The sequence below is a fragment of the Pseudomonas sp. GM48 genome, assembly GCF_000282335.1.
GTDB lineage: Bacteria > Pseudomonadota > Gammaproteobacteria > Pseudomonadales > Pseudomonadaceae > Aquipseudomonas.
Map to the genome: position 1 here is coordinate 81,525 of NZ_AKJM01000049.1, position 21,569 is coordinate 103,093.

18 protein-coding genes are annotated in these 21,569 nt (G+C 59.5%); 12 read left to right on the plus strand and 6 right to left on the minus strand.

Features of this window, described 5'->3' with window-relative positions:
* Genes PMI28_RS19755 through PMI28_RS19745 form a run of 3 tightly spaced genes read left to right on the plus strand, consistent with a single transcriptional unit; the run spans position 1 to position 2,377 of the window.
* Positions 1 to 753, plus strand: a complete 753-nt coding sequence (locus PMI28_RS19755) for a 5-oxoprolinase subunit PxpA (RefSeq protein WP_007984822.1) — start codon at positions 1 to 3, stop codon at positions 751 to 753.
* Positions 750 to 1,454: a 5-oxoprolinase subunit PxpB gene (gene pxpB, locus PMI28_RS19750; RefSeq protein ID WP_007984824.1), complete on the plus strand. Its 705-nt coding sequence runs from the start codon at positions 750 to 752 to the stop codon at positions 1,452 to 1,454. The genes PMI28_RS19755 and pxpB overlap by 4 nt, the downstream gene beginning before the upstream one ends.
* On the plus strand, positions 1,451 to 2,377 hold the full coding sequence (locus PMI28_RS19745; protein WP_007984825.1) for a biotin-dependent carboxyltransferase family protein: 927 nt from the start codon (positions 1,451 to 1,453) through the stop codon (positions 2,375 to 2,377). Before pxpB ends, PMI28_RS19745 begins: the two co-directional genes overlap by 4 nt.
* A gap of 93 nt (positions 2,378 to 2,470) precedes the next feature.
* Here PMI28_RS19745 and PMI28_RS19740 read toward each other — a convergent pair whose 3' ends face one another.
* Entirely contained in the window at positions 2,471 to 3,649 is a 1,179-nt protein-coding gene (locus tag PMI28_RS19740) for a vWA domain-containing protein (RefSeq protein WP_007984827.1), read from the minus strand.
* Positions 3,650 to 3,660: 11 nt separating this feature from the next.
* Entirely contained in the window at positions 3,661 to 4,506 is an 846-nt protein-coding gene (locus tag PMI28_RS19735; protein WP_007984829.1) for an AAA family ATPase, read from the minus strand.
* A 205-nt stretch (positions 4,507 to 4,711) separates the two neighbouring features.
* Here PMI28_RS19735 and PMI28_RS19730 point away from each other — a divergent pair, with 205 nt between their 5' ends.
* The 4 genes from PMI28_RS19730 to PMI28_RS19715 all read left to right on the plus strand — a co-directional run bounded on the left by PMI28_RS19730 (position 4,712) and on the right by PMI28_RS19715 (position 7,841).
* Complete coding sequence (locus tag PMI28_RS19730; protein ID WP_033063200.1) at positions 4,712 to 4,942, plus strand: DUF4160 domain-containing protein; 231 nt, start codon at positions 4,712 to 4,714, stop codon at positions 4,940 to 4,942.
* A complete protein-coding gene (locus PMI28_RS19725) occupies positions 4,930 to 5,469 on the plus strand; it encodes a DUF2442 domain-containing protein (RefSeq protein ID WP_007984833.1) in 540 nt (179 codons plus the stop codon). Before PMI28_RS19730 ends, PMI28_RS19725 begins: the two co-directional genes overlap by 13 nt.
* A 193-nt stretch (positions 5,470 to 5,662) precedes the next feature.
* A complete protein-coding gene (cysK, locus tag PMI28_RS19720) occupies positions 5,663 to 6,637 on the plus strand; it encodes a cysteine synthase A (RefSeq protein WP_033063203.1) in 975 nt (324 codons plus the stop codon).
* Positions 6,638 to 6,902: 265 nt separating this feature from the next.
* Positions 6,903 to 7,841 (plus strand): aspartyl/asparaginyl beta-hydroxylase domain-containing protein, encoded by a 939-nt coding sequence (locus PMI28_RS19715; RefSeq protein WP_007984837.1) that lies wholly within the window; start codon positions 6,903 to 6,905, stop codon positions 7,839 to 7,841.
* A gap of 43 nt (positions 7,842 to 7,884) precedes the next feature.
* On the opposite strand, the gene PMI28_RS19710 is transcribed toward PMI28_RS19715, so the two are convergent.
* Together PMI28_RS19710 and PMI28_RS19705 are read right to left on the minus strand one after the other, a co-directional pair.
* Positions 7,885 to 8,064: a hypothetical protein gene (locus tag PMI28_RS19710; protein ID WP_007984838.1), complete on the minus strand. Its 180-nt coding sequence runs from the start codon at positions 8,062 to 8,064 to the stop codon at positions 7,885 to 7,887.
* Positions 8,065 to 8,107: 43 nt separating this feature from the next.
* The gene (locus PMI28_RS19705; RefSeq protein ID WP_007984840.1) at positions 8,108 to 8,647 is read right to left on the minus strand and encodes a hypothetical protein; all 540 of its coding nucleotides are present in this window, start codon (positions 8,645 to 8,647) and stop codon (positions 8,108 to 8,110) included.
* Positions 8,648 to 9,093: 446 nt separating this feature from the next.
* Here PMI28_RS19705 and PMI28_RS19700 point away from each other — a divergent pair, with 446 nt between their 5' ends.
* Positions 9,094 to 9,957 carry a DMT family transporter gene (locus PMI28_RS19700; protein ID WP_007984842.1) on the plus strand — a complete coding sequence of 288 codons (864 nt, stop codon included), beginning with the start codon at positions 9,094 to 9,096 and terminating at the stop codon, positions 9,955 to 9,957.
* A gap of 177 nt (positions 9,958 to 10,134) precedes the next feature.
* Here PMI28_RS19700 and PMI28_RS19695 read toward each other — a convergent pair whose 3' ends face one another.
* On the minus strand, positions 10,135 to 11,043 hold the full coding sequence (locus PMI28_RS19695; RefSeq protein WP_007984843.1) for a DMT family transporter: 909 nt from the start codon (positions 11,041 to 11,043) through the stop codon (positions 10,135 to 10,137).
* 158 nt (positions 11,044 to 11,201) lie between these two features.
* On the opposite strand from PMI28_RS19695, the gene aceK reads away from it, so the two are divergent.
* The 3 genes from aceK (at position 11,202) to PMI28_RS19680 (ending at position 18,486) form a co-directional block, all read left to right on the plus strand.
* Positions 11,202 to 12,920, plus strand: a complete 1,719-nt coding sequence (gene aceK / locus PMI28_RS19690) for a bifunctional isocitrate dehydrogenase kinase/phosphatase (protein WP_007984846.1) — start codon at positions 11,202 to 11,204, stop codon at positions 12,918 to 12,920.
* A 189-nt stretch (positions 12,921 to 13,109) separates the two neighbouring features.
* Positions 13,110 to 17,021: an ATP-dependent RNA helicase HrpA gene (hrpA, locus tag PMI28_RS19685; RefSeq protein ID WP_007984848.1), complete on the plus strand. Its 3,912-nt coding sequence runs from the start codon at positions 13,110 to 13,112 to the stop codon at positions 17,019 to 17,021.
* Positions 17,022 to 17,364: 343 nt separating this feature from the next.
* Positions 17,365 to 18,486 (plus strand): beta-ketoacyl-ACP synthase III, encoded by a 1,122-nt coding sequence (locus PMI28_RS19680; RefSeq protein WP_007984850.1) that lies wholly within the window; start codon positions 17,365 to 17,367, stop codon positions 18,484 to 18,486.
* 336 nt (positions 18,487 to 18,822) lie between these two features.
* Here the strand turns inward: PMI28_RS19680 and PMI28_RS19675 are convergent, their stop codons facing one another.
* Positions 18,823 to 20,154 carry a putative porin gene (locus PMI28_RS19675; RefSeq protein WP_007984852.1) on the minus strand — a complete coding sequence of 444 codons (1,332 nt, stop codon included), beginning with the start codon at positions 20,152 to 20,154 and terminating at the stop codon, positions 18,823 to 18,825.
* A gap of 279 nt (positions 20,155 to 20,433) precedes the next feature.
* On the opposite strand from PMI28_RS19675, the gene PMI28_RS19670 reads away from it, so the two are divergent.
* Complete coding sequence (locus PMI28_RS19670) at positions 20,434 to 21,558, plus strand: GNAT family N-acetyltransferase (protein WP_007984854.1); 1,125 nt, start codon at positions 20,434 to 20,436, stop codon at positions 21,556 to 21,558.
* The last annotated feature ends 11 nt before the right edge of the window (positions 21,559 to 21,569 follow it).

Genomic DNA, 21,569 nt, shown 5'->3' on the forward strand with positions numbered 1-21,569 from the left:
GTGAGCCGCCTGCTATTGAACTGCGACATCGGCGAGAGTTTCGGCAGCTGGACCATGGGTCTGGACGCAGAAATCATGCCCTTCATCGATTGCGCCAACATCGCCTGCGGTTTTCACGCCGGCGATCCGAGCATCATGCGCAAGACCGTCAGCCTGGCCCTCAGCCACGGTGTGCAAATTGGCGCGCATCCGGCCTATCAGGATCTGGTGGGCTTCGGCCGCCGCTCCATGGCGTATGCCGCCCAGGAACTTCAGGACATTCTGCATTACCAGATCGGCGCCCTCGACGGCATCTGCCGGGCCCAGGGCGGCCGGGTCAGCTACGTCAAACCCCATGGTGCGATGTACAACGACATGATGGCCAACCCGGCGCAGCTGCGCGCCGTTTTGCAAGCGGTGGCGTCCTACGACCGTACTCTGCCATTGATGCTGATGGCGACCCGCGACAACAGCGCCGCCCAGCAACTAGGCGATGAATACGGCGTGACACTGTGGTTCGAGGCCTTCGCCGATCGCGCTTACGACAGCGCCGGCAGGCTGGTCTCGCGACAACTGCCGGGCGCGGTGCATCACGACCCGGAAAAAATCATCGAGCAGGCGCTGACCATTGCCCGTGGCGATCACCTCACCGCCAGCGACGGCAGTGCCCTGCATTTGCAGGCCAACACCCTCTGCGTGCACGGCGACAACGCCAGTTCGGTCGCTGCCGTGCAACGCATCCGTGAAGCCTTGAACCGGCAGAGTGCGTCATGAAGCTGCGGGTGGAAGTGGTGGCGCTGGATTGCCTGATGGTGCGCCTGTTCGATGAAATCGCCGAAACCAACATGCCGTGGATGCTGGCGGCCAGTGAAAGTCTGCGCACGGCATTCGGTGAGCATCTGATCGATCTGGTGCCGTCCTACACCACATTGATGGTGCATTACGACTTGACCGCGCTGAGTCCCGCTCAGGCCCGGGAATTGATTGCCCAGGCGCTGATCGATCTGTCGCCCAATGCGCGTACTCGCGGTACCTGTCATGTGTTGCCGGTGTGGTACGACTTGAGTGTCGGTCCAGAGCTGAGCCTGTTGTCGCAGCGCAGCGGATTGGCGGTGGAGGAGGTGATCCGTCGTCACAGCGAGCGTGAATATCAGGTGTTCGCCCTGGGCTTTGCGCCGGGCTTCGCCTTTATGGGGCTGGTGGACGAGGTGCTCGCCGCACCGCGTCTGAACACACCACGCAAGAAAGTTGCCGCCGGCAGTGTCGGCATCGCCGAACGGCAGACAGCGGCTTACCCGGTGGTGTCGCCGGGCGGCTGGAACCTGATCGGCCGCACGCCGGCGAAATTGTTCGATCGCAACCGTGACGGTTACAGCCTGATGCAGCCAGGTGACACCGTACGATTCGAAGCGGTTGGCCATGCCGAGTTCATTAACCTGGGCGGTGACGATACGCCACTGGAGGTCCAGGCATGAGCCGTCTGAAGATTGAAGCGAGTACGGCTCTGTGCCTGTTGCAGGATGCCGGTCGATTCGGCGTGCGCCATCTGGGCGTGACCCAAGGCGGAGCGGCCGATTGGTGTTCGATGTCCTGGGCCAACTGGCTATTGGGCAACGAACTGGATAAGCCGGTGATCGAAATCACTCTCGGCGGGTTCAGCGTCGTTGCCGAGGAAAACTGCCTGCTGGCCTTGGCCGGAGCGGATCTTGGCGCGCAGGTGGACGGCGAGGCGCTGGCACCCTGGCGCAGTTTCAGGTTGCACAAAGGTCAGCGCTTGCAATTCACCCGGCCGCTGCTCGGCGCCCGGGCCTATCTGGCGGCGCCGGGTGGGTTTGATGCACCGAAAGTGCTGGGCAGTAGCGCGACGGTGGTCCGGGAGGAACTCGGCGGCCTGGACGGAATGGGCCATGCGCTGGGTAAGGGCGCATCATTGAGCTACTCGGGGAACCCGCTGGTATTGCTGCGGGAGTTGCCGAGCGAATGGGTGCCGGATTTCACCGGCGACCCAGTGCTGGATCTGGTGCTCGGTGCGCAGATTGGCGAGTTCAGCGGGCAAAGCCTGTTCGACGCGTTCAATAGCACCTGGAGCCTCGACAGCCGTGCCGACCGGATGGGGATTCGTCTGTTGGGTACGGCGTTGCAGTACCAGGGCAAACCGATGATTTCCGAAGGTATTCCGTTGGGGGCCGTCCAGGTGCCGCCGGACGGACAGCCGATTGTGTTGCTCAATGATCGGCAGACCATTGGTGGGTATCCGCGTTTGGGGGCGTTGACGCCGTTGGCGCTGGCGCGGTTGGCGCAGTGTCTGCCGGGTGCATCGGTGAGGTTGCGGCCGGTGGTGCAGGATGTCGCTCATCGCGAGCAAGTCGAGTATTTGCAGCGTTTCATAAGCCACTAAAAGCTTCGCGAGCAAGCCCGCTCCCACAGTGAAATGCATTCCAAATGTGGGAGCGGGCTTGCTCGCGAAGAGGCCTTCACAGCCGACGAACTTCTACTTGGACAAAAACCGCATCCCTTCTTCCAGCCCGCGAAGTGTCAACGGATACATCTGGTCCTCAATCAAATCCCGCACGATATTGGTCGATGAGGTATAGCCCCAGGTGTCTTTCGGATACGGATTGATCCAGATGAGTTTCTTGTACTTTTCCTTGAAACGCTGCATCCACACGTAGCCGGCTTCTTCGTTCCAGTGCTCGACGCTGCCGCCCGGCTGGGTGATTTCGTAGGGCGCCATGGCGGCGTCGCCGATGAAGATCACTTTGTAGTCGGCGCCGTACTTGTGCAGCAGGTCCATGGTCGAGGTGCGCTCGGAGGTGCGGCGCATGTTGTTCTTCCACACCGATTCATAAATGAAGTTGTGGAAGTAGAAGTACTCCAGATGCTTGAACTCGGTCTTGCAGGCCGAGAACAGCTCCTCGCAAATCTTCACGTGAGCGTCCATCGAGCCGCCGATGTCGAACAGCAGCAACAGCTTGACGGTGTTGCGCCGCTCCGGCCGCATCTGGATGTTCAGCAAGCCGGCGTCCTTGGCGGTGTGATCGATGGTGCCATCGATGTCCAGTTCTTCCGCCGCGCCCTGACGGGCGAACTTGCGCAAGCGGCGCAGGGCGACCTTGATGTTGCGGGTGCCCAGCTCGACCGAGTCATCGAGGTTCTTGTATTCGCGCTGGTCCCAGACCTTGGCCGCCTTGCCCTGGCGCTTGCCGGCGTCGCCGACCCGAATGCCTTCCGGGTTGAAGCCGCCGGAGCCGAACGGGCTGGTGCCACCGGTGCCGATCCACTTGTTGCCGCCGGCGTGGCGTTCCTTCTGTTCCTCGAGGCGTTTCTTGAACTCTTCGATCAGCTTGTCCAGGCCGCCGAGGGACTGGATCGCCGCCCGCTCTTCATCGGTCAGCGAGCGTTCGAACTCCTTGCGCAACCAGTCTTCCGGAATCAGCGCCTGCAAGTGGTCGTCGAGTTTTTCCAGGCCATTGAAGTAGGCACCGAACGCCCGGTCGAACTTGTCGAAATGCCGTTCGTCCTTCACCAGGATCGCCCGGGACAGGTAATAGAACTCGTCCATGTCGGCGAAGGTCACGCGCTGTTTCAGCGCGTTGATCAGGTCCAGCAGCTCGCGTACCGAAACCGGTACCTTGGCTGCGCGCATTTCATTGAACAGGTTGAGCAACATGGCGTTGACCCTTATCGAGTGCCGCGACGACTCATGAACGCCAGACGCTCAAGCAATTGCACGTCCTGTTCGTTTTTCACCAAAGCGCCGGCCAGCGGCGGGATGGCCTTGGTCGGATCGCGCTCGCGCAACACCGCTTCGCCGATGTTGTCGGCCATCAGCAGCTTCAGCCAGTCCACCAGCTCGGAGGTCGAAGGCTTCTTCTTCAGGCCCGGCACCTTGCGCACGTCGAAGAACACGTCCAGCGCTTCGCTGACCAGGTCTTTCTTGATGTCCGGGTAGTGCACGTCGACGATCCGCTGCATCGTCACGCGATCGGGGAAAGCGATGTAGTGGAAGAAGCAGCGGCGCAGGAACGCGTCCGGCAGCTCTTTCTCGTTGTTGGAGGTAATGATGATGATCGGACGCTTTTTGGCCTTGATGGTCTCGTCGATCTCGTAAACGTAGAACTCCATCTTGTCGAGTTCTTGCAGCAGGTCGTTCGGGAATTCGATGTCGGCCTTGTCGATTTCGTCGATCAGCAGGATCACCCGCTCTTCGGATTCGAAGGCTTCCCAGAGCTTGCCCTTTTTCAGGTAGTTGCGAACGTCGTGGACCTTTTCCGTGCCGAGCTGCGAATCGCGCAGGCGGCTGACCGCGTCGTACTCGTACAGGCCCTGGTGAGCCTTGGTGGTGGACTTGATGTGCCAGGTGATCAGCTTGGCGCCAAAGGATTCGGCCAGTTGCTCGGCGAGCATGGTCTTGCCGGTACCCGGTTCGCCCTTGACCAGCAACGGCCGCTCCAGGGTGATGGCGGCGTTGACCGCAAGCTTCAGGTCATCGGTGGCGACGTAGGCCTGGGTGCCTTCGAACTTCATCTGCTAATCCTCGAACGGTAACGCCGACCTGAACGAGGCAGGGCGGGGGCGCAATAAAAGAGTCAGCCCCGACTATAACGCGCTGCCCGGTCGACTGTGAACGCAGACGGCTTATTCAGTCTCTGAATGGGGCGTCACATCTTGACTCAGTCTCGGCTGCTGGCCAGTATTGAGCTATCGCCATTTTGGCGATAGCTTGCCGGGCATGTCTACCAAATACCGATTTCGAGATACATACCGCATTCAATTGCGCGAGAAGGATCATCCGCCGCCTCATGTTCACCTGACCGGTGGCGGTCTGGATGTCATGCTCAGCCTGGAAACCGTCGAAGTGCTGGCAGGCAAGGCTCCACCGTTGATCATCAGGGAAGCGCTGGAGTGGGTCGGGGCTCATCAGGCGCAATTGCTCGAGGACTGGAAACGATGTTACCCATGAAACGACCACGGCTGCTGGCCGTAAAGCCACTACCGGAATATTGCCTGCAACTGACCTTTATTGACGGCCAGCAACTGACACTGGATCTGAGTCGTGATCTGCTGGCCTTTCCAGGCTTGCAGCCATTGCAGGGGCGCGCCTTCGCCGGTGCCGCCGTGGGCGATGATGGCTGGTGCGTCGAATGGCCTGAGCAGGACATTCAAATTGGTGCGGATACGTTGTACCTGGATGCGATCGCACAAAACGCGACCGACGAAAACACTCGAATCTTTATCGACTGGCGCGCCCGCACCGGTTTGTCTCTCACACAGGCCGCCGAAGCGCTGGGGGTCAGTACCCGCAGCATCAGTCGTTATAGCGGTGGCAGGGAAGCGGTGCCCCGGTCTTTGGCCTTGGCCTGCCTGGGTTGGGACTTCCTGCAACAGCAATCGAATTCGCCCCGTGCGGCAGAAGACACTGGCCGGTACATCGTCACGCGCAAAAAAATTGAGATAGTTGCGCACCAGATTGGGCAAGGCGATGTGTAGCGATATCAGCAGCACAACCAGGCCGATGAGGGGCCGCAGAGGCCAAGTTGTATCGACGTTTTATGGTGGTAAAACTCTGGCGATCCAGAGTCATTGATTGCACCGATAAGCGGACGTTCGACCCGACTGGACGCCTGCTGGCAAGAGGCTTACCTTGATGCCCTATTTCAATGCTGTCGTTAAGGACCCAGCCATGAGCCGCATTTTCGCTGACAACGCCCACTCCATCGGCAACACGCCGCTGGTGCAGATCAATCGCATTGCGCCGCGTGGTGTGACCATTCTGGCCAAGATCGAAGGGCGCAACCCGGGGTATTCGGTCAAGTGCCGGATCGGCGCGAACATGATCTGGGATGCCGAGAGCAGCGGCAAACTCAAGCCGGGCATGACTATCGTCGAACCCACTTCCGGCAATACCGGCATCGGTCTGGCCTTCGTGGCCGCTGCCCGTGGCTACAAACTGGTGCTGACCATGCCGGCATCCATGAGCATCGAACGCCGCAAGGTGCTCAAGGCACTGGGTGCCGAACTGGTGTTGACCGAGCCGGCCAAAGGCATGAAAGGCGCCATCGAAAAAGCGGGAGAAATCGTTGCCAGCGACCCGTCGAAGTACTTCATGCCGGCACAGTTCGACAACCCGGCCAACCCGGCCATCCACGAAAAAACCACCGGCCCGGAAATCTGGAACGATACCGACGGCGCGGTCGACGTGCTGGTGGCAGGCGTCGGAACAGGTGGAACCATCACCGGGGTTTCACGGTATATCAAGAATACCCAGGGCAAGCCGATACTCTCAGTGGCGGTGGAACCGGCGGTGTCGCCGGTGATTACCCAGGCCCTGGCCGGTGAAGAAATCAAGCCGAGCCCGCACAAGATCCAGGGCATCGGTGCCGGTTTTGTGCCGAAGAACCTCGATTTGTCGATCGTCGATCGGGTGGAGCTGGTCAGTGACGAAGAATCCAAGGCCATGGCCTTGCGTTTGATGCAGGAAGAGGGGATTTTGTGCGGGATTTCCTGCGGCGCCGCCATGGCCGTGGCCGTACGATTGGCGGAGACCCCGGAAATGCAGGGCAAGACCATAGTGGTAATCCTGCCGGATTCCGGTGAGCGTTACCTGTCGAGCATGCTGTTCAGTGATCTGTTTACCGAGCAGGAGAATCAGCAGTAAGCGCTGAGCATTGGCGCGTCGTGGTCGGCGGTGATGCCTGAGGCATTATCGCTGGTTGCGAACTATTGATCTTGTTCGGTTGATGATGGATTTTCATCAGCCAGCGTTCAGGCGCCTTATGGTAAGCAATGCTTTGTTGCACATTCATTAACATTGAATGTTGAAAAGTGCGGGTTTTTCACCAGGTCGGCAGTGTTTATCATGCCGGCAGCCATGTCGGGCAATGGGCGTGGCGCAATGTCGATTATCTTCAAAGGAGTTGTTGATGACCTTATCGTTTGCCGCGAAGGCCTCGTTGTTGCTGCTGTTTCTCGGCAGCACCCTCTATGTGCATTTACGCGGCAAGGCGCGTCTGCCGGTTTTGCGTCAGTTCGTTAACCATTCGGCACTGTTCGCACCCTATAACGCCTTGATGTACCTGTTTTCCGGTGTGCCTTCGAAACCGTACCTGGATCGCAGCAAGTTCCCGGAGCTGGATGTGCTCAAGGACAACTGGGAAGTGATCCGCGACGAAGCGATGCACTTGTTCGACGAGGGGTATATCCGCGCGGCGGCAAAGAACAACGACGCCGGTTTTGGCTCGTTCTTCAAGAAGGGCTGGAAGCGTTTCTATCTCAAGTGGTATGACAAACCGCTGCCTTCTGCCGAAGCCCTGTGCCCGAGAACCGTGGAACTGGTCAGCAGCATTCCCAACGTCAAAGGCGCCATGTTTGCGCTGCTACCGGGCGGCAGCCACCTCAATCCGCATCGCGATCCGTTTGCCGGTTCCCTGCGTTACCACTTGGGGTTGTCGACACCGAACTCCGACGATTGTCGCATCTTCGTCGACGGCCAGGTTTACGCCTGGCGCGATGGTGAAGACGTGATGTTCGACGAAACCTATGTGCACTGGGTCAAGAACGAAACGGAAAAGACCCGCGTCATTCTGTTCTGTGATATCGAGCGTCCGCTGAGCAATCGCGTCATGACCCGCATCAATCGCAGTATCAGCGCTTGGCTGGGCCGTGCTACCGCTCCTCAGAACCTGGATGACGAGCGCGTGGGTGGGATCAACAAGGCATATGCCTGGAGCAAGAACTCCAGCGACAAATTCAGCGGCGTAGTCAAACAGTGGAAACGCCGTAATCCCAAGGCGTATCGCGTTTTGCGACCGGTTTTGGCGGTGGTGGTGCTGGGGTTGTTGGGGTATTGGTTGTTTGGCTAAGGCCAGTCACGCAATAGAAAACCGCTCACTGGGAGCGGTTTTTTTATGACGAGAATTTAAACGATGCGCCTGCGAGAACGCCGGCAGGTTCGTCGATTATCGGGTTTGCCAACGCCTCTTTGAAACGACGCAACTGACCCTCGGATAATTCCATGGAGGAGCGTTTTTGCTTGTTTCTGACAGATTTAGCGTATGCAGCTTTGTTTTCAACGAGAGCTTTCATAATGCTTCCAGCGTTGCTCATTAAATGAACAGATGGTCCGATACTAGTCGTACTCCACAAGCATCACAAGACGACCTTCCATATCGAATTCGAAACCAAGCTGTTGATACAGAGTGATTGCACCTTCAAGCGGCTCCTGAATTTCAATCTGCTCGCTGCCTATGATTCGTGCGAAGTGGGTAACGGCGGTCAATGTCAGTGTTGCTACGTGCCTCTTCAAGGGGTGATCGTTAGCAGGTTTACCCTCCAGACGGACTATTTTCACTCTCAAACGGCTCTGGTTCGGATTTGCGAAGCAAAGCCCGCACAATTCCTGATCAAACCAGATCGCCAGGTCGAAACACATTGGCTCTCTGGCTTTCCATCCTGTGACGTCATGCCATGAAAAATGAGTGTCGCCCCACTGATCGTAGGCATTGAGTGCCTGAGCGTCGATTGCTTCGAAGCGAACTCGCGATAATTCGATGTCAAATGCCCCTGTTTGCTCCAATTCATTCTGCAGTCGAGCGGTGGTAATGCTGGCCTGCTTTCTGGCCTGAGACTTGTACAACTGATACCGAAGATGAGTCCTTTCCCTTGGCATGTGATCTCTTGCATTCCATTCCCCATCGTTGGGCGTTGCAGTTGCTCTCAAGCCTAGGCAGCGCCCTTGTACTTGTCGTTACTGGCCTTTTGACCAAGTCGTTGCAATCCATGTCGAGGGCTGGTTATAGTCGGCGCGCGGTGAGTTTCGGACTCACTTTTTTCTCCCTCGATCAAAGATCAGCCCAATGCCTGCATTCCACATCAACGCGGTAGTCGATTCAGCGGTCAACGCTGGCGTCGTGCCGTGCGGGAATCAGCAGCCCGGGCAGATCAGTCATTACCCCCCACCTGTCAGTAGCACGCCGGTGTGCGCAGTCGTATCACCGCCAGGCGTTGGCATTTCGGGCTGATCAGCTTTCATCTGCTGTCCCTTGCCCGCCTGAAAAAACTACTGAACTTCAGCTTTTGCTGAGTTGGCTTTTTGCCTGACTACAGGTGGTATTCATGTTTGTCCTTTCGAAAAAGTCCGCACTCGCGGCGGCCTCCACGAGCCTGTTCGTTTTGCTGTGGAGCAGCGGGGCGATTTTCTCCAAGTGGGGGCTGGCCCACGCGTCGCCCTTTGCTTTCCTGATGTTTCGTTTCGTTATCGCGCTTTGCGGTCTGGTGTTGCTGGTGCCCTTGCTCAAGCTGAAGTTGCCCAAGGGCGGCAAACCGATGCTGTATGCGATGGCCACCGGTGTGGTGTTGTTGGGGGCTTATCAGATTTTCTATCTGCTGGCCCTTGACCTGAAAGTCACGCCCGGGGTGATGGCGACCATCATGGGCGTGCAGCCGATCCTCACGGTGGTGCTGATGGAGCGCCAGCGCTCCTGGAGCCGGATGTTCGGCCTGGCCCTGGGGCTGACGGGGTTGATCATGGTGGTCTATCAGGGCATCGGACTGGCCGGGATGTCGCTGGCCGGGATGCTCTTCGGTTTACTGGCGCTGGCGAGCATGACGTTTGGTTCGATCATGCAAAAACGCATCACTGACAATCCCCTCGGAACGCTGCCGGTGCAGTACCTCGCGGGGCTGTTGTTGTGCGGAGTGTTCGTGCCCTTCCAGCCGTTTCACTTCGAACACAGCAGCGGTTTCATTGTGCCGGTGCTATGGATGGGGCTGGTGGTGTCGGTGCTGGCGACGCTGTTGCTGTACCGCTTGATCGCCCGGGGCAATCTGGTGAACGTCACCAGCCTGTTTTATCTGGTGCCGGCGGTAACGGCGGTGATGGACTATCTGATCTTCGGCAACCGCCTGGCGCTGTTGAGCCTGTTCGGCATGCTGTTGATCATCGTCGGACTGGTGTTTGTGTTCCGTAAATCGGCGTAAACCCGAGAAGGCCTGGAGCATTGCTCCGGGCCTTTGTGACTTTTGGCGTCTGATCAGCCGCTTTCGCGGGCAAGCCCGCTCCCACAGTATTTGATGTTGTACACAAAATTTGTACGCGACATCGAACCCTGTGGGAGCGGGCTTGCCCGCGAAGGCGTCATCCGTCTCGCAACAATCCTACCGGTCAGCCACCAGGCCAGGTTTCACAGCAGCCGGCTTCAACACTAACCACAACGCCAGCGCAATCAACAACCCGCCATAGATATGCGCCATCGACAATGGCTCATCGAGAAACAACGCCCCCCACAACACGCCGAACAGCGGGATCAAAAAGGTCGTGGTCATCGATTTCACCGGGCCAATCGAGCTCAGCAGCCGGAAGTAAATAATGTAGGCAAACGCCGTGCAGCCCAGACCTAACCCCAACAACGAAAGCCAGACGCTCCAGCCGCCCCAGCTCGCCGGTGGCTGGTTGAACACGCTATAGCCGAACAGCGGCAGCAGGAACAATGTCGCGCCGAGCATGCTGCCCAGTGCCGACAAGCGGCTATCGAGACCGCCGGCCTGATCGAGCCAGCGCCGGGCCAGAAACCCCGCAAAGCCGTAGCAAGTGGTTGCGAGCAGGCAGGCGACGGCTCCCATCAGCAGTCCCATATCGAACGCCACCGGACCGGCACGGGTCAGCACGCCCACGCCAAACAACCCCAGGAACACGCCACCGAGCTTGGCGCCAGTAAGCCGTTCATGGAAAAACAGCCCGCCGATCAGCACGCCCATCAAGGGGGTTGTGGCATTGAAAATCGACGAGTAACCGGCCGGCAGCACTTGTGCCGCGACCGAATAGAGCGTCGCCGGGATGCCGGAATTGATCACCCCGAGCAGCATCACGGTCTTGAGTTTGCCCTTGAAATCCCAACTGATGCGCATCAGCCCAAGAATCACCAGCAGTCCGGCAGCGGCTATTGATACACGGAAAAAAGCCGTAGGAATGCTGCCAATCACCGGGGCGATGATGCGCATGAACAGGAAACTCGCACCCCAAATGGCCGCCAGGGACAGTAAACGGAAAATATCGATGGGGTTCACAGCGCGGTCCTTCCTTGATGGAGGGGCGAAAGTGTTGCTGAGTGTGTGATCGATGGCAACCGAAAACCGGGCATTCAATTCGCCGGGAAAATTACGCTTCTCCTGCACCCGGTTCACTGGCTAAGCTCAGCCTTCCGAATTCCCGCAGAGGTCTCACCATGCCGCAGCAGTGGCCAGCCGCCGACATCGCCCGCTTGATCCTCGATGGCTTTGACGATTACCGCGAGCACTTTCGCCAGATCACTGACGGCGCCCGGGCCCGCTTCGAACAGGCCCGGTGGCAAGAGACGCAATCGGCGTCGGCGGCACGGATCAATCTGTACGAAGAAAAAGTCGGTGAAACGGTGGCGCGCCTGCGCACTGCGTTCGACGCCGATACGCTGGACGTCAGTTGCTGGCCGCTGGTCAAAAGCGCCTACATCAGCCTGATCGACCTGCGCTTCGACGATGAACTGTCCGAGACCTGGTACAACTCGATCTTCTGCGGGCTGTTCAGCCATGACTTGATCAGCGATGGCTGCATGTTCATCCACACCACCCGGCCGAGCCTGCGCCGGGCCCGGGCCGCGCAAACCCGCACCTACAAGCCGCAAGGCCAATTGTCGGCCATGCTCGCCAGCATCTTTGCTGACTACCGCTTCAGCGAGGATTACGCCGACCTGCCCGGTGACCTGCAACGCCTCGAAGCGCAGCTGCGCGAGAACCTGCCGGATTGGGTGTGCAAGGACCCGGAGCTGAGCGTCGAGCTATTTTCCTCGGTGCTGTACCGCAATAAAGGCGCGTACCTGGTGGGGCGTATTTACACCACCGATGAGCAATGGCCGCTAGCCATTCCATTGCTGCACCTCGAAGGTCGCGGCATCCAGATCGATGCGTTGATCACCGACGAAGCGGACGTGTCGATCATTTTCTCCTTCACCCGCTCGTATTTCATGGTGGATGTGCCGGTGCCCGCGGAGTTCATCGGCTTCCTCAGGCGCATCCTGCCGGGCAAGCACATCGCCGAGCTGTATACCTCGATCGGTTTCTACAAACACGGCAAGTCGGAGTTCTACCGGGCGCTGATCAATCACCTGGCCAACACCGACGACCAGTTCATCATGGCCCCCGGCGTACGCGGCATGGTCATGAGCGTGTTCACCCTGCCGGGTTTCAACACCGTGTTCAAAATCATCAAGGACCGTTTCTCGCCATCGAAAAACGTCGACCGCGCCACGGTGATCGAAAAGTACCGTTTGGTGAAGAGCGTCGACCGCGTCGGGCGCATGGCCGATACCCAGGAGTTCGCCGACTTCCGTTTCCCGCTGAGCAAGTTCGCCCCGGCGTGCCTGGAAGAACTGCTGGAAGTCGCACCGTCGACGGTGTCGGTGGAAGATGACACGGTGCTGATCCGCCACTGCTGGACCGAACGCCGCATGACCCCGCTGAACCTGTACCTGGAAAACGCCAACGAGGCGCAGGTGCGCGAAGCCCTGGAAGATTACGGGCTGGCGATCAAGCAACTGGCGGCGGCCAACATCTTTCCCGGCGACATGCTGCTGAAGAACTTCGGTGTTACCCGTCACGGCCGGGTGGTGTTCTACGACTACGACGAGATCTGCTTCCTCACTGAGGCCAACTTCCGCCACATTCCGGCACCGCGCACCCCCGAGGACGAAATGGCCTCCGAACCGTGGTATTCGATCGGGCCGCTGGACGTGTTCCCGGAAGAATTTCCGCCGTTCCTGTTTGCCGACTCGGGGCAGCGCAAGCTGTTCGATCAACTGCATGGCGAGTTGTACAACGCTGATTACTGGAAAAGCCTGCAGGAGGCGATTCGGGCGGGGAAGGTGATTGATGTGTTTCCGTATCGGCGCAAGGGCCTCGATAACGAGTAGTTCTCTGCGATTGCTTCGCAATCGATCGCGAGCAAGCTCGCTCCCACATTTGACCGTGGCGTGCCCCGATTTTGTGGTCGCTATAGATCCCATGTGGGAGCGAGCTTGCTCGCGATCGGCCGCGCAGCGGTCGTAAAATCTGCGACAATCGCCCCCCTTGCGCCACTAGACGACTGAATTGCGTACCCGATGACCGACGAATCGCCCTCCATCGACAAACTGCTGAAAAACCTCGATCACGCCATGCTCGCCGACCGCCACCGGCTGCGGCGGCAGTTGCTTGAGCTGCGCAAGAAAACCGACGAGGCCAAGCTGGCCCAGTGGGTGGCGCGGATGCAGGCGTCCTGTGAGCAGGTGCTGGCGCGCAAGGCCAGCCTGCCGGTGATTCGTTACGACGACAGTTTGCCGATTGCCGCCAAGCGCGACGAAATCAAGAAAGCGCTGGAAAAGCACCAGGTGCTGATCATTGCCGGCGAAACCGGTTCGGGTAAAACCACCCAGTTGCCAAAGATCTGCCTGGAAATCGGTCGCGGCCAGCATGGCCTGATCGGTCACACCCAGCCACGGCGGATCGCTGCGCGCAGCGTGGCCAGCCGGGTTGCCGAAGAACTCGGTACGCCGCTGGGCGCGCTGGTCGGTTATCAGGTGCGCTTCGAGGATCAGAGCGATTCCAATACTCTGATCAAGCTGATGACCGACGGCATCCTGCTGGCGGAAACCCAGAACGACCGCTATCTGGAACGCTACGACACGATCATCGTCGACGAAGCCCACGAACGCAGCCTCAACATCGATTTCCTGCTCGGCTACCTGAAAACCCTGCTGCCGCGCCGCCCGGACCTGAAAGTCATCATCACCTCGGCGACCATCGATCTGGAGCGCTTTTCCAAGCACTTCGACGATGCACCGATTGTCGAAGTGTCCGGGCGTACCTTCCCGGTGGACACTTGGTATCGCCCGCTGACGCTTGAGCAGGACGAAGAGGGTAATCGCGTCGAAGATGACTTGACCGTGGATCAGGCGATCCTCGCCACCCTCGACGAAATTGCTGCTTACGAGCGCAGCGAACGCCGCAGTCCCGGTGACGTGCTGGTGTTTTTGCCCGGTGAGCGCGAGATTCGCGACGCCGCCGACATGCTGCGCAAGGCTCAGCTCAAGCACACTGAAATCCTGCCGTTGTATGCGCGCCTTTCGCCGGCGGAGCAACAGCGGATTTTCCAGTCGCACCCGGGCCGTCGCGTGGTACTGGCGACCAACGTCGCGGAAACCTCGCTAACCGTGCCGGGCATCCGCTACGTGATCGACAGCGGCACCGCACGCATCAGCCGCTACAGCTACCGCGCCAAGGTCCAGCGCCTGCCCATCGAAGCCATTTCCCAGGCCAGCGCCAACCAGCGCAAGGGCCGTTGCGGACGGGTCGAGCCGGGCATTTGCGTACGCCTGTACAGCGAAGAAGATTTCCTCGGTCGCCCGGAATTTACCGATCCGGAAATCTTGCGTACCAACCTTGCGGCAGTCATTTTGCAGATGCTGCACCTGCGCCTTGGTGAGGTCAGCGCGTTCCCGTTCATCGAGCCGCCGGATGGCAAGGCCATCAGCGACGGTTACAACCTGCTGCAGGAACTCTCGGCGGTGGATCGCAACAGCCAGTTGACCCCGCTCGGTCGTCAATTGGCGCGGCTGCCGGTGGACCCGCGCATGGGCCGCATGCTGCTCGAAGCAGCCAAGCTCGGCAGCTTGCAGGAAGTGCTGATCGTCGCCAGCGCGATGTCGATTCAGGACCCGCGTGAACGTCCACCGGAGCGTCAGCAGGCGGCAGATCAGGCCCATGCCCAATGGAAAGACGCCGACTCGGACTTCGCCGGACTGGTCAATCTGTGGTGCGGTTTCGAAGAGCAGCGTCAGGCGCTGGGTGCCAACCCGCTGCGCAATTGGTGCCGCAAGAATTTCCTGAATTACCTGCGCCTGCGCGAATGGCGCGACTCCCATCGTCAGTTGAGCCTGATCTGTCGCGACATGCAGTTGAGCCTCAATAAAGAACCCGCGGACTATCCGAAGCTGCACAAAGCGGTGCTGGTGGGGTTGCTGAGCCAGATCGGCCAGAAAACCGAAGAGGGCGATTACCTTGGCGCCCGTCAGCGGCGCTTCTGGATTCACCCGTCCTCGGGCATCGGCAAGAAACGCCCGCAATGGCTGATGACCGCCGAGCTGGTGGAAACCACCAAGCTCTATGCACGTATGGTCGCCAAGATTGACGCCGACTGGATTGAGCCGCTGGCCGGGCACCTGATCAAGAAAAACCACTTCGAACCGCATTGGGAAAAGAAGCGCGGCCAGGTCGTGGCGTTCGAGCAGATCACCCTGTTCGGGTTGATCGTGGTCGGTCGCCGGCCGGTGCATTACGGTCCGGTCGACCCGGTAGTGTCCCGCGAACTGTTCATCCGCGAAGCGCTGGTGCGCGGCGAGATTCAGTCGAAAGCCAAGTGCCTGACGGCCAATAAGCAACTGCTGGAGCAACTCGACGAACTGGAGGCCAAGGCCCGCCGTCGCGACATCCTTGCCGATGAAGAAACCCTGTACGCCTTCTACGATGCGCGCCTGCCGGCGGAGATTCATCAGACGGCGACTTTCGACAGCTGGTACCGGATCAACAGTCAGAAAGATCCGCAGCTGCTGATCATGCGTGAGGAAGACGTGCTGGCCCGTGAAGCCAGTGAGGTCACAGCGCAGCATTACCCGGATACGCTGCACATCGGTGATCTGGAGTTGGCCCTGAGCTACCACTTCGAACCCAACCATCCACGGGATGGCGTGACCCTGCGCGTGCCGGCACCGCTGTTGCCGATGCTGCCGCCGGAACGCCTGGACTGGCTGGTGCCGGGTGTCATCGAAGCCAAGTGCATTGCCCTGGTGCGAAACCTGCCCAAGGCCCTGCGCAAGAACTTCGTGCCGGTACCGGACTTCGTCAAGGCCGCCCTGCAGCGCATGACCTTTGCCGAGGGTTCGCTGCCCCAGGCGTTGGGTCGTGAGTTGCTGCGCATGACCGGAGCGCGGGTCAGCGATGAGGCCTGGGCCGAGGCGGCGCAGCAGGTCGAAAGCCATCTGCGGATGAACCTGGAGATCGTCGACGGCCAGGGCAAGTTCCTCGGTGAGGGGCGCGATCTGGCCGAACTGACGGCGCGTTTCGCCGAGGCCAGCCAGGCTGCATTGGCGGTGCCACAAACCGCGAAGAGCCAGCAGCCGGTGGAGCCGAAAGTGTTTGCCGCCGTGGCCGAGAAAACCCAACAGAAGATCGCCGGGCTGTCGATGACGGTCTATCCGGCGCTGGTGGAAGAGGCGGGCACAGTCAAGGAAGGGCGTTTCTCGACCCCGGCCGAAGCCGAGTTCCAGCATCGCCGTGCCCTGCAACGCTTGCTGATGCAGCAATTGGCCGAGTCGGCGAAATTCCTCCGTGGCAAGTTGCCGGGTCTGACCGAACTGGGCCTGCTGTACCGCGACATGGGGCGTGTCGATGCGCTGGTGGAAGACATTCTGCTGGCCAGCCTCGACAGCTGCATTCTCGAAGGCGAAGAGCCGTTGCCCCGTGACGGCGCCGGATTGGCGTCGCTGGCCGAGCGCAAGCGTGGCGCCTGGACCGAGCACGCCGAGCGTGTGGCGAAGCTGACCCTGGAAATCCTCAAGCATTGGCATGGCTTGCAAAAGCGCTTCAAGGGCAAGATTGATCTTGCGCAAGCCGTGGCCCTGAACGACATCAAGCAGCAACTCAGCCACCTGGTGTATCCGGGGTTTGTCCGGGAAACGCCGATGCAATGGCTCAAGGAGTTGCCGCGTTATCTCAAGGCCATCGAACAGCGTTTCGAAAAAATCGGTGCCCAGGTCCAGCGAGACCGGGTCTGGAGCGGTGAATTGAGCGGCCTGTGGACGCAATACCAGACCCGCGCCAACAAACATGCCCAGGAAGGCAAGCGCGATCCGCAGCTGGAGTTGTATCGCTGGTGGCTGGAGGAATACCGGGTGTCGCTGTTTGCCCAGCAATTGGGGACCAAGGTGCCGATTTCCGACAAGCGCCTGAACAAGCAGTGGTCGCAAGTCGAACCGTAGACCCGAGGCTGGTGCAATACCCTGTGGGAGCGGGCTTGCTCGCGAAGGCGTCGTGTCAGTCGATATCACTGTCGCCTGATACACCGCCTTCGCGAGCAAGCCCGCTCCCACAGGTCAGGTGGTGTGTCAGTGGGAGTTTGATCCAGCAAATAGGGGCGAAATGCCCACGTTTATGGCAAACTTCGCGCCTATAAACACCGGCCCCGCGGTTTTGAGCCTTCACGGTTGCGGGCGGGTCGGAATTAAGCGATGCCAGGTTTGCGTCCCCGGACTGGAATAGACCCTTTGCGTGTTGGTACGACGGTGCCAATGCTTTCTGCCTGAACAGATTAGAGACACGACCATGCATAACGTCGTCATCAGTGGCACCGGCCTGTACACCCCGGCCAACAGCATTTCCAACGAAGAGCTGGTGCAGTCTTTCAATACTTACGTGGCGCAATTCAACGCCGACAACGCCGATGCCATCGCACGCGGTGAAGTGGAAGCATTGACCGAGTCCAGCGCCGCGTTCATCGAGAAAGCCTCTGGCATCAAGAGCCGCTTTGTCATGGACAAGGAAGGCATCCTTGACCCGCAACGCATGGCCCCGCGCCTGCCGGAACGCTCCAACGACGAGTGGTCGGTGCTGTGCCAGATGGCCATCGGCGCTGCCGAACAAGCCCTGCAGCGCGCCGGCAAGACCGCTGCCGATATCGACGGCGTGATCGTTGCCTGCTCCAACCTGCAACGCGCTTACCCGGCCATTGCCATCGAAGTCCAGGAAGCGCTGGGCATCCAGGGTTTCGGTTTCGACATGAACGTGGCGTGCTCTTCGGCGACCTTCGGTATCCAGACCGCTGCCAACAGCGTGCAACTGGGTCAGGCCCGGGCGATCCTGATGGTCAACCCGGAAGTCTGCACCGGCCACCTGAACTTCCGTGACCGCGACAGCCACTTCATCTTCGGCGACGCCGCCACCGCGGTGATCATCGAACGTGCCGACCTGGCCACTTCCAAGTACCAGTTCGACATCGTCAGCACCAAGCTGCTGACCAAGTTCTCCAACAACATCCGCAACAACTTCGGCTTCCTCAACCGCGCGGCGGAAGAGGGTATTGGCGCCAGGGACAAACTGTTCGTGCAGGAAGGTCGCAAGGTGTTCCGCGACGTGTGCCCGATGGTGGCCGAACTGGTGGCTACGCACCTGGAAGAGAACCAGCTCAACGTCAGCGACGTGAAGCGTTTCTGGTTGCACCAGGCCAACCTCAGCATGAATCACCTGATCGTCAAGAAACTGCTGGGCCGCGACGCCACCGAACAGGAAGCGCCGGTGATTCTCGACACCTACGCCAACACCAGTTCCGCCGGCTCCGTGATTGCCTTCCACAAGAACCAGGACGATCTGGCCGCCGGCTCGCTGGCCGTGCTCAGCTCGTTCGGCGCCGGTTATTCGATTGGTAGCGTGTTGCTGCGCAAGCGCTGAGTTTGAATTAACTGTCGCAGCAGATGAAAAGATCGCAGCCGAAAGCTGCGATTTTTTTTGGGTTGGGCATTTGTGGCGAGGGAGCTTGCTCCCGCTCGGCTGCGAAGCAGTCGCAAGACAAGCTGATGCGGTGTGTCCGGTAAAACGCGGTGGCTGAGTTCGGGACTGCTTCGCAGTCCAGCGCGAGCAAGCTCGCTCGCCACAATTGAAGGGTGCAGGCGGGGATGTGAAAACAGACTCGCGTTGATGTGTCGGAGGATGATGGGGACCGACACACCAACGCCAGGCTGTAAAAGCGGCCCGGGCTTCCTTGCCCGGGTCGTGTAGCGGGGTGAATCAGAACTTGGCTTCGGCATCCAGTTGCAGGGTGTTGATGTCCGAATCGGTTTTCTTGATGTTGGCGTTGGTCTGGTCCGAGGTCGCCATGAAGTAGGTCGCGCCCAGGGCGAAGTTCTTGTCCAGATCGTAGCTCACTTTCAGCTTGCTGCCGCGCGAACCGGTGAAGCCGTTGGCGAAGTCGGAGTCGGTGAAGGCACCCACCACGGCGTTACGCTGCACGTCGCGGTAGTTGTAGTCCAGGTTGAAGCCGTAGACCTTGGACTTCACACCGGCCAGCCAGCCAGTGTCCTGGTCGTTGCTGGCATCGGTGTTGTTGACGTACTGACCGTACAGCGACAGCGGAACCGGCAGGTTGGTGAAGTCCAGCTGGCCAAAACCTTCGTACAGTTTGAAGGTTTCGTTCGGGCTGTTGCCGTTGACGGCCAGGGCGCATGGCGTGGTAACGGTGCCGGAGGTAGGGCAGGCACTGCTGCTGTCGTTGTCGTAGGAGTAGATACTGCCGCCCAACGTCATTTTCATGCTGTCGGTGATGGCGAAGCGACCACCCAACTGACCAGCGTACAGGCGCAGGTCGTGCTTGAACTGCACGCCTTCACCGTCGACGTTGTCCTTGAGGGTGTAGTGACCGGCGCTACCGAACAGCTCGGTGCTGCCGCTCAGCGGGTACTTGTAAGTGACGGCCAGACCTTCAGGGTTGATGTCGCTATCCCAGATGATGTCGCCCATGCTCACCCACTGTTGCGGCATCTTGCCGCCAACCAGGTGCAGGTTCTTGATCGCGTCAGGGTGGTAGTCGATGTAACCCAGGTCCAGCCAGATCTGCTTCTTGTCGAAGTAGTTGTTCAGATCCTGGTTGGTCGAACGAGCGTCGTCGTTGCTGCCGGTGGCGATACGGATACCAGTGTCGACCTGCGGGTTGATTTCGCTGTAGGCACCCAGGCGGGCACGAATGCGCTGACGATCCTGGTCCTTGTTGTTTGGCACGCCATCGTTGTGCACGGTTTCTTCACGGAAACGCACGTCACCCTTGAATTGGGTCTTGGCGGCCCAGGCCAGCTTCTGGTCGAAGGTGCTCAGTGCCTCGGTTTTCTTCGCGGTGGCCGCGATTTGCTCGTTAGTCTCTTGCTGAGCCTGACGCGCGATCTGCTGGTCTTTCTGATCCCTGGCCAGCTCGGCTTGCAGTTCGCTGTACTGCGCGTTGGTGATCGAGCCGTTAGCCTTGAGCATGTCGAGCAGTTTGGCGTCGACTGCGGCACTGGCCGGAACACTCATGGCCAACAGCAGGCCACCGCACAAGGCCGCCGCAGTTTTCGTGGAAGCAAGACGCATATCAATCTCCGAAGATGAGAGGGGATGACAGAGCCATCCGGACACAACCGACCGTAAGGGGCGGAAAACAGTGGCCGGGTATAACCCGGCGCTCTAAAAACAGGCGCCAGTATCGCGATGGTTTATGACAGAGCGGTGGCGATGTGATGTCATGTCGATGACGATACAGAGTCGTCGTGAACTATTGAGTTAGAGCGCTGTCGTCGAATTGATCGTGTGCAAAGGAGAGCGATCGGCGATACTCGCGAGGCTTTCACACCATGAAAAGTGAGGATGGTGATGCCGTTGCAACGCCTGCAAAGACTGTCAGAAATCGCCCCGCGGACCTGGGACGCCCTGGTGCCCGAGACTCAGCCTTTTCTGCGTCACGCTTTTTTGAGCGCGCTGGAAGACAGCGGCAGCGTCGGCCCCCATTCCGGCTGGCAGCCCGAGCATCTGCTGCACGTTGAAGGTGACCGCCTGATCGCTGCGCTGCCCGGTTATCGCAAATGGCATTCCTACGGCGAGTACGTGTTCGATCACGCCTGGGCCGATGCCTGTGAACGCGCCGGCATCGACTACTACCCCAAGCTGTTGGCCGCCGTGCCGTTCAGTCCCGTTACCGGGCCACGGCTGTTGGCGGCCACGGTCGAAGACGGCTTCGAGTTATTGAAAAGCCTGCCGGGTTACCTTGAGCTTGAGGGGCTCTCCAGCGCCCACATCAATTTCACCGATGCGTTCACCGACGCGGCATTGAGCGAGCAGCCCGGCTGGTTGCAGCGCGTTGGCTGTCAATACCACTGGCAGAATCGCGGCTACCGGGATTTTCAGGACTTCCTCGACGTGCTCAGTTCGCGCAAGCGCAAACAGATGCGCAAAGAGCGGGAGCAAGTGGCGGGGCAGGGCATTGAATTCGAGTGGCTTGAAGGTCGAGAGCTGAGCCAGGCACAGTGGGATTTCGTCTATGCCTGCTACGCCAATACTTACGCGGTGCGCCGGCAAGCGCCGTATCTCACGCGAGAATTTTTCAGCCTGTTGGCCGAACGCATGCCCGAATCGATTCGCGTGGTGCTGGCCAAACAGGGATCACGGCCGGTGGCGATGGCTTTCAGCCTGGTGGGGGGCGACAGTTTCTACGGGCGTTACTGGGGTTGCCTGGCGGAGTTCGACCGCCTGCATTTCGAGACCTGCTTCTACCAGGGCATGGAATACGCCATCGCCAACGGTTTCCAGCGCTTCGATGCGGGGGCTCAGGGGGAGCATAAATTGATTCGCGGATTCGAGCCGGTGATCACCCATTCCTGGCACTACTTGCGGCATCCGGGATTGAAAGCGGCGGTGAAAGACTTCCTGGAGCAGGAGCGGTTGGGGGTACTGGCTTATGCGGAGGATGCGAAGTCAGCCTTGCCTTATCGACAAGGCTGATCTTCACCGCG

Coding starts and splice junctions, on each gene's coding strand:
- pxpB (WP_007984824.1), top strand. CDS start 750: ATGAAGCTGCGGGTGGAAGTGGTGGCGCTGGATTGCCTGATGGTGCGC.
- PMI28_RS19745 (WP_007984825.1), top strand. CDS start 1,451: ATGAGCCGTCTGAAGATTGAAGCGAGTACGGCTCTGTGCCTGTTGCAG.
- PMI28_RS19740 (WP_007984827.1), bottom strand. CDS start 3,649: ATGTTGCTCAACCTGTTCAATGAAATGCGCGCAGCCAAGGTACCGGTT.
- PMI28_RS19735 (WP_007984829.1), bottom strand. CDS start 4,506: ATGAAGTTCGAAGGCACCCAGGCCTACGTCGCCACCGATGACCTGAAG.
- PMI28_RS19730 (WP_033063200.1), top strand. CDS start 4,712: ATGTCTACCAAATACCGATTTCGAGATACATACCGCATTCAATTGCGC.
- PMI28_RS19725 (WP_007984833.1), top strand. CDS start 4,930: ATGTTACCCATGAAACGACCACGGCTGCTGGCCGTAAAGCCACTACCG.
- cysK (WP_033063203.1), top strand. CDS start 5,663: ATGAGCCGCATTTTCGCTGACAACGCCCACTCCATCGGCAACACGCCG.
- PMI28_RS19715 (WP_007984837.1), top strand. CDS start 6,903: ATGACCTTATCGTTTGCCGCGAAGGCCTCGTTGTTGCTGCTGTTTCTC.
- PMI28_RS19710 (WP_007984838.1), bottom strand. CDS start 8,064: ATGAAAGCTCTCGTTGAAAACAAAGCTGCATACGCTAAATCTGTCAGA.
- PMI28_RS19705 (WP_007984840.1), bottom strand. CDS start 8,647: ATGCCAAGGGAAAGGACTCATCTTCGGTATCAGTTGTACAAGTCTCAG.
- PMI28_RS19700 (WP_007984842.1), top strand. CDS start 9,094: ATGTTTGTCCTTTCGAAAAAGTCCGCACTCGCGGCGGCCTCCACGAGC.
- aceK (WP_007984846.1), top strand. CDS start 11,202: ATGCCGCAGCAGTGGCCAGCCGCCGACATCGCCCGCTTGATCCTCGAT.
- hrpA (WP_007984848.1), top strand. CDS start 13,110: ATGACCGACGAATCGCCCTCCATCGACAAACTGCTGAAAAACCTCGAT.
- PMI28_RS19680 (WP_007984850.1), top strand. CDS start 17,365: ATGCATAACGTCGTCATCAGTGGCACCGGCCTGTACACCCCGGCCAAC.
- PMI28_RS19675 (WP_007984852.1), bottom strand. CDS start 20,154: ATGCGTCTTGCTTCCACGAAAACTGCGGCGGCCTTGTGCGGTGGCCTG.
- PMI28_RS19670 (WP_007984854.1), top strand. CDS start 20,434: ATGCCGTTGCAACGCCTGCAAAGACTGTCAGAAATCGCCCCGCGGACC.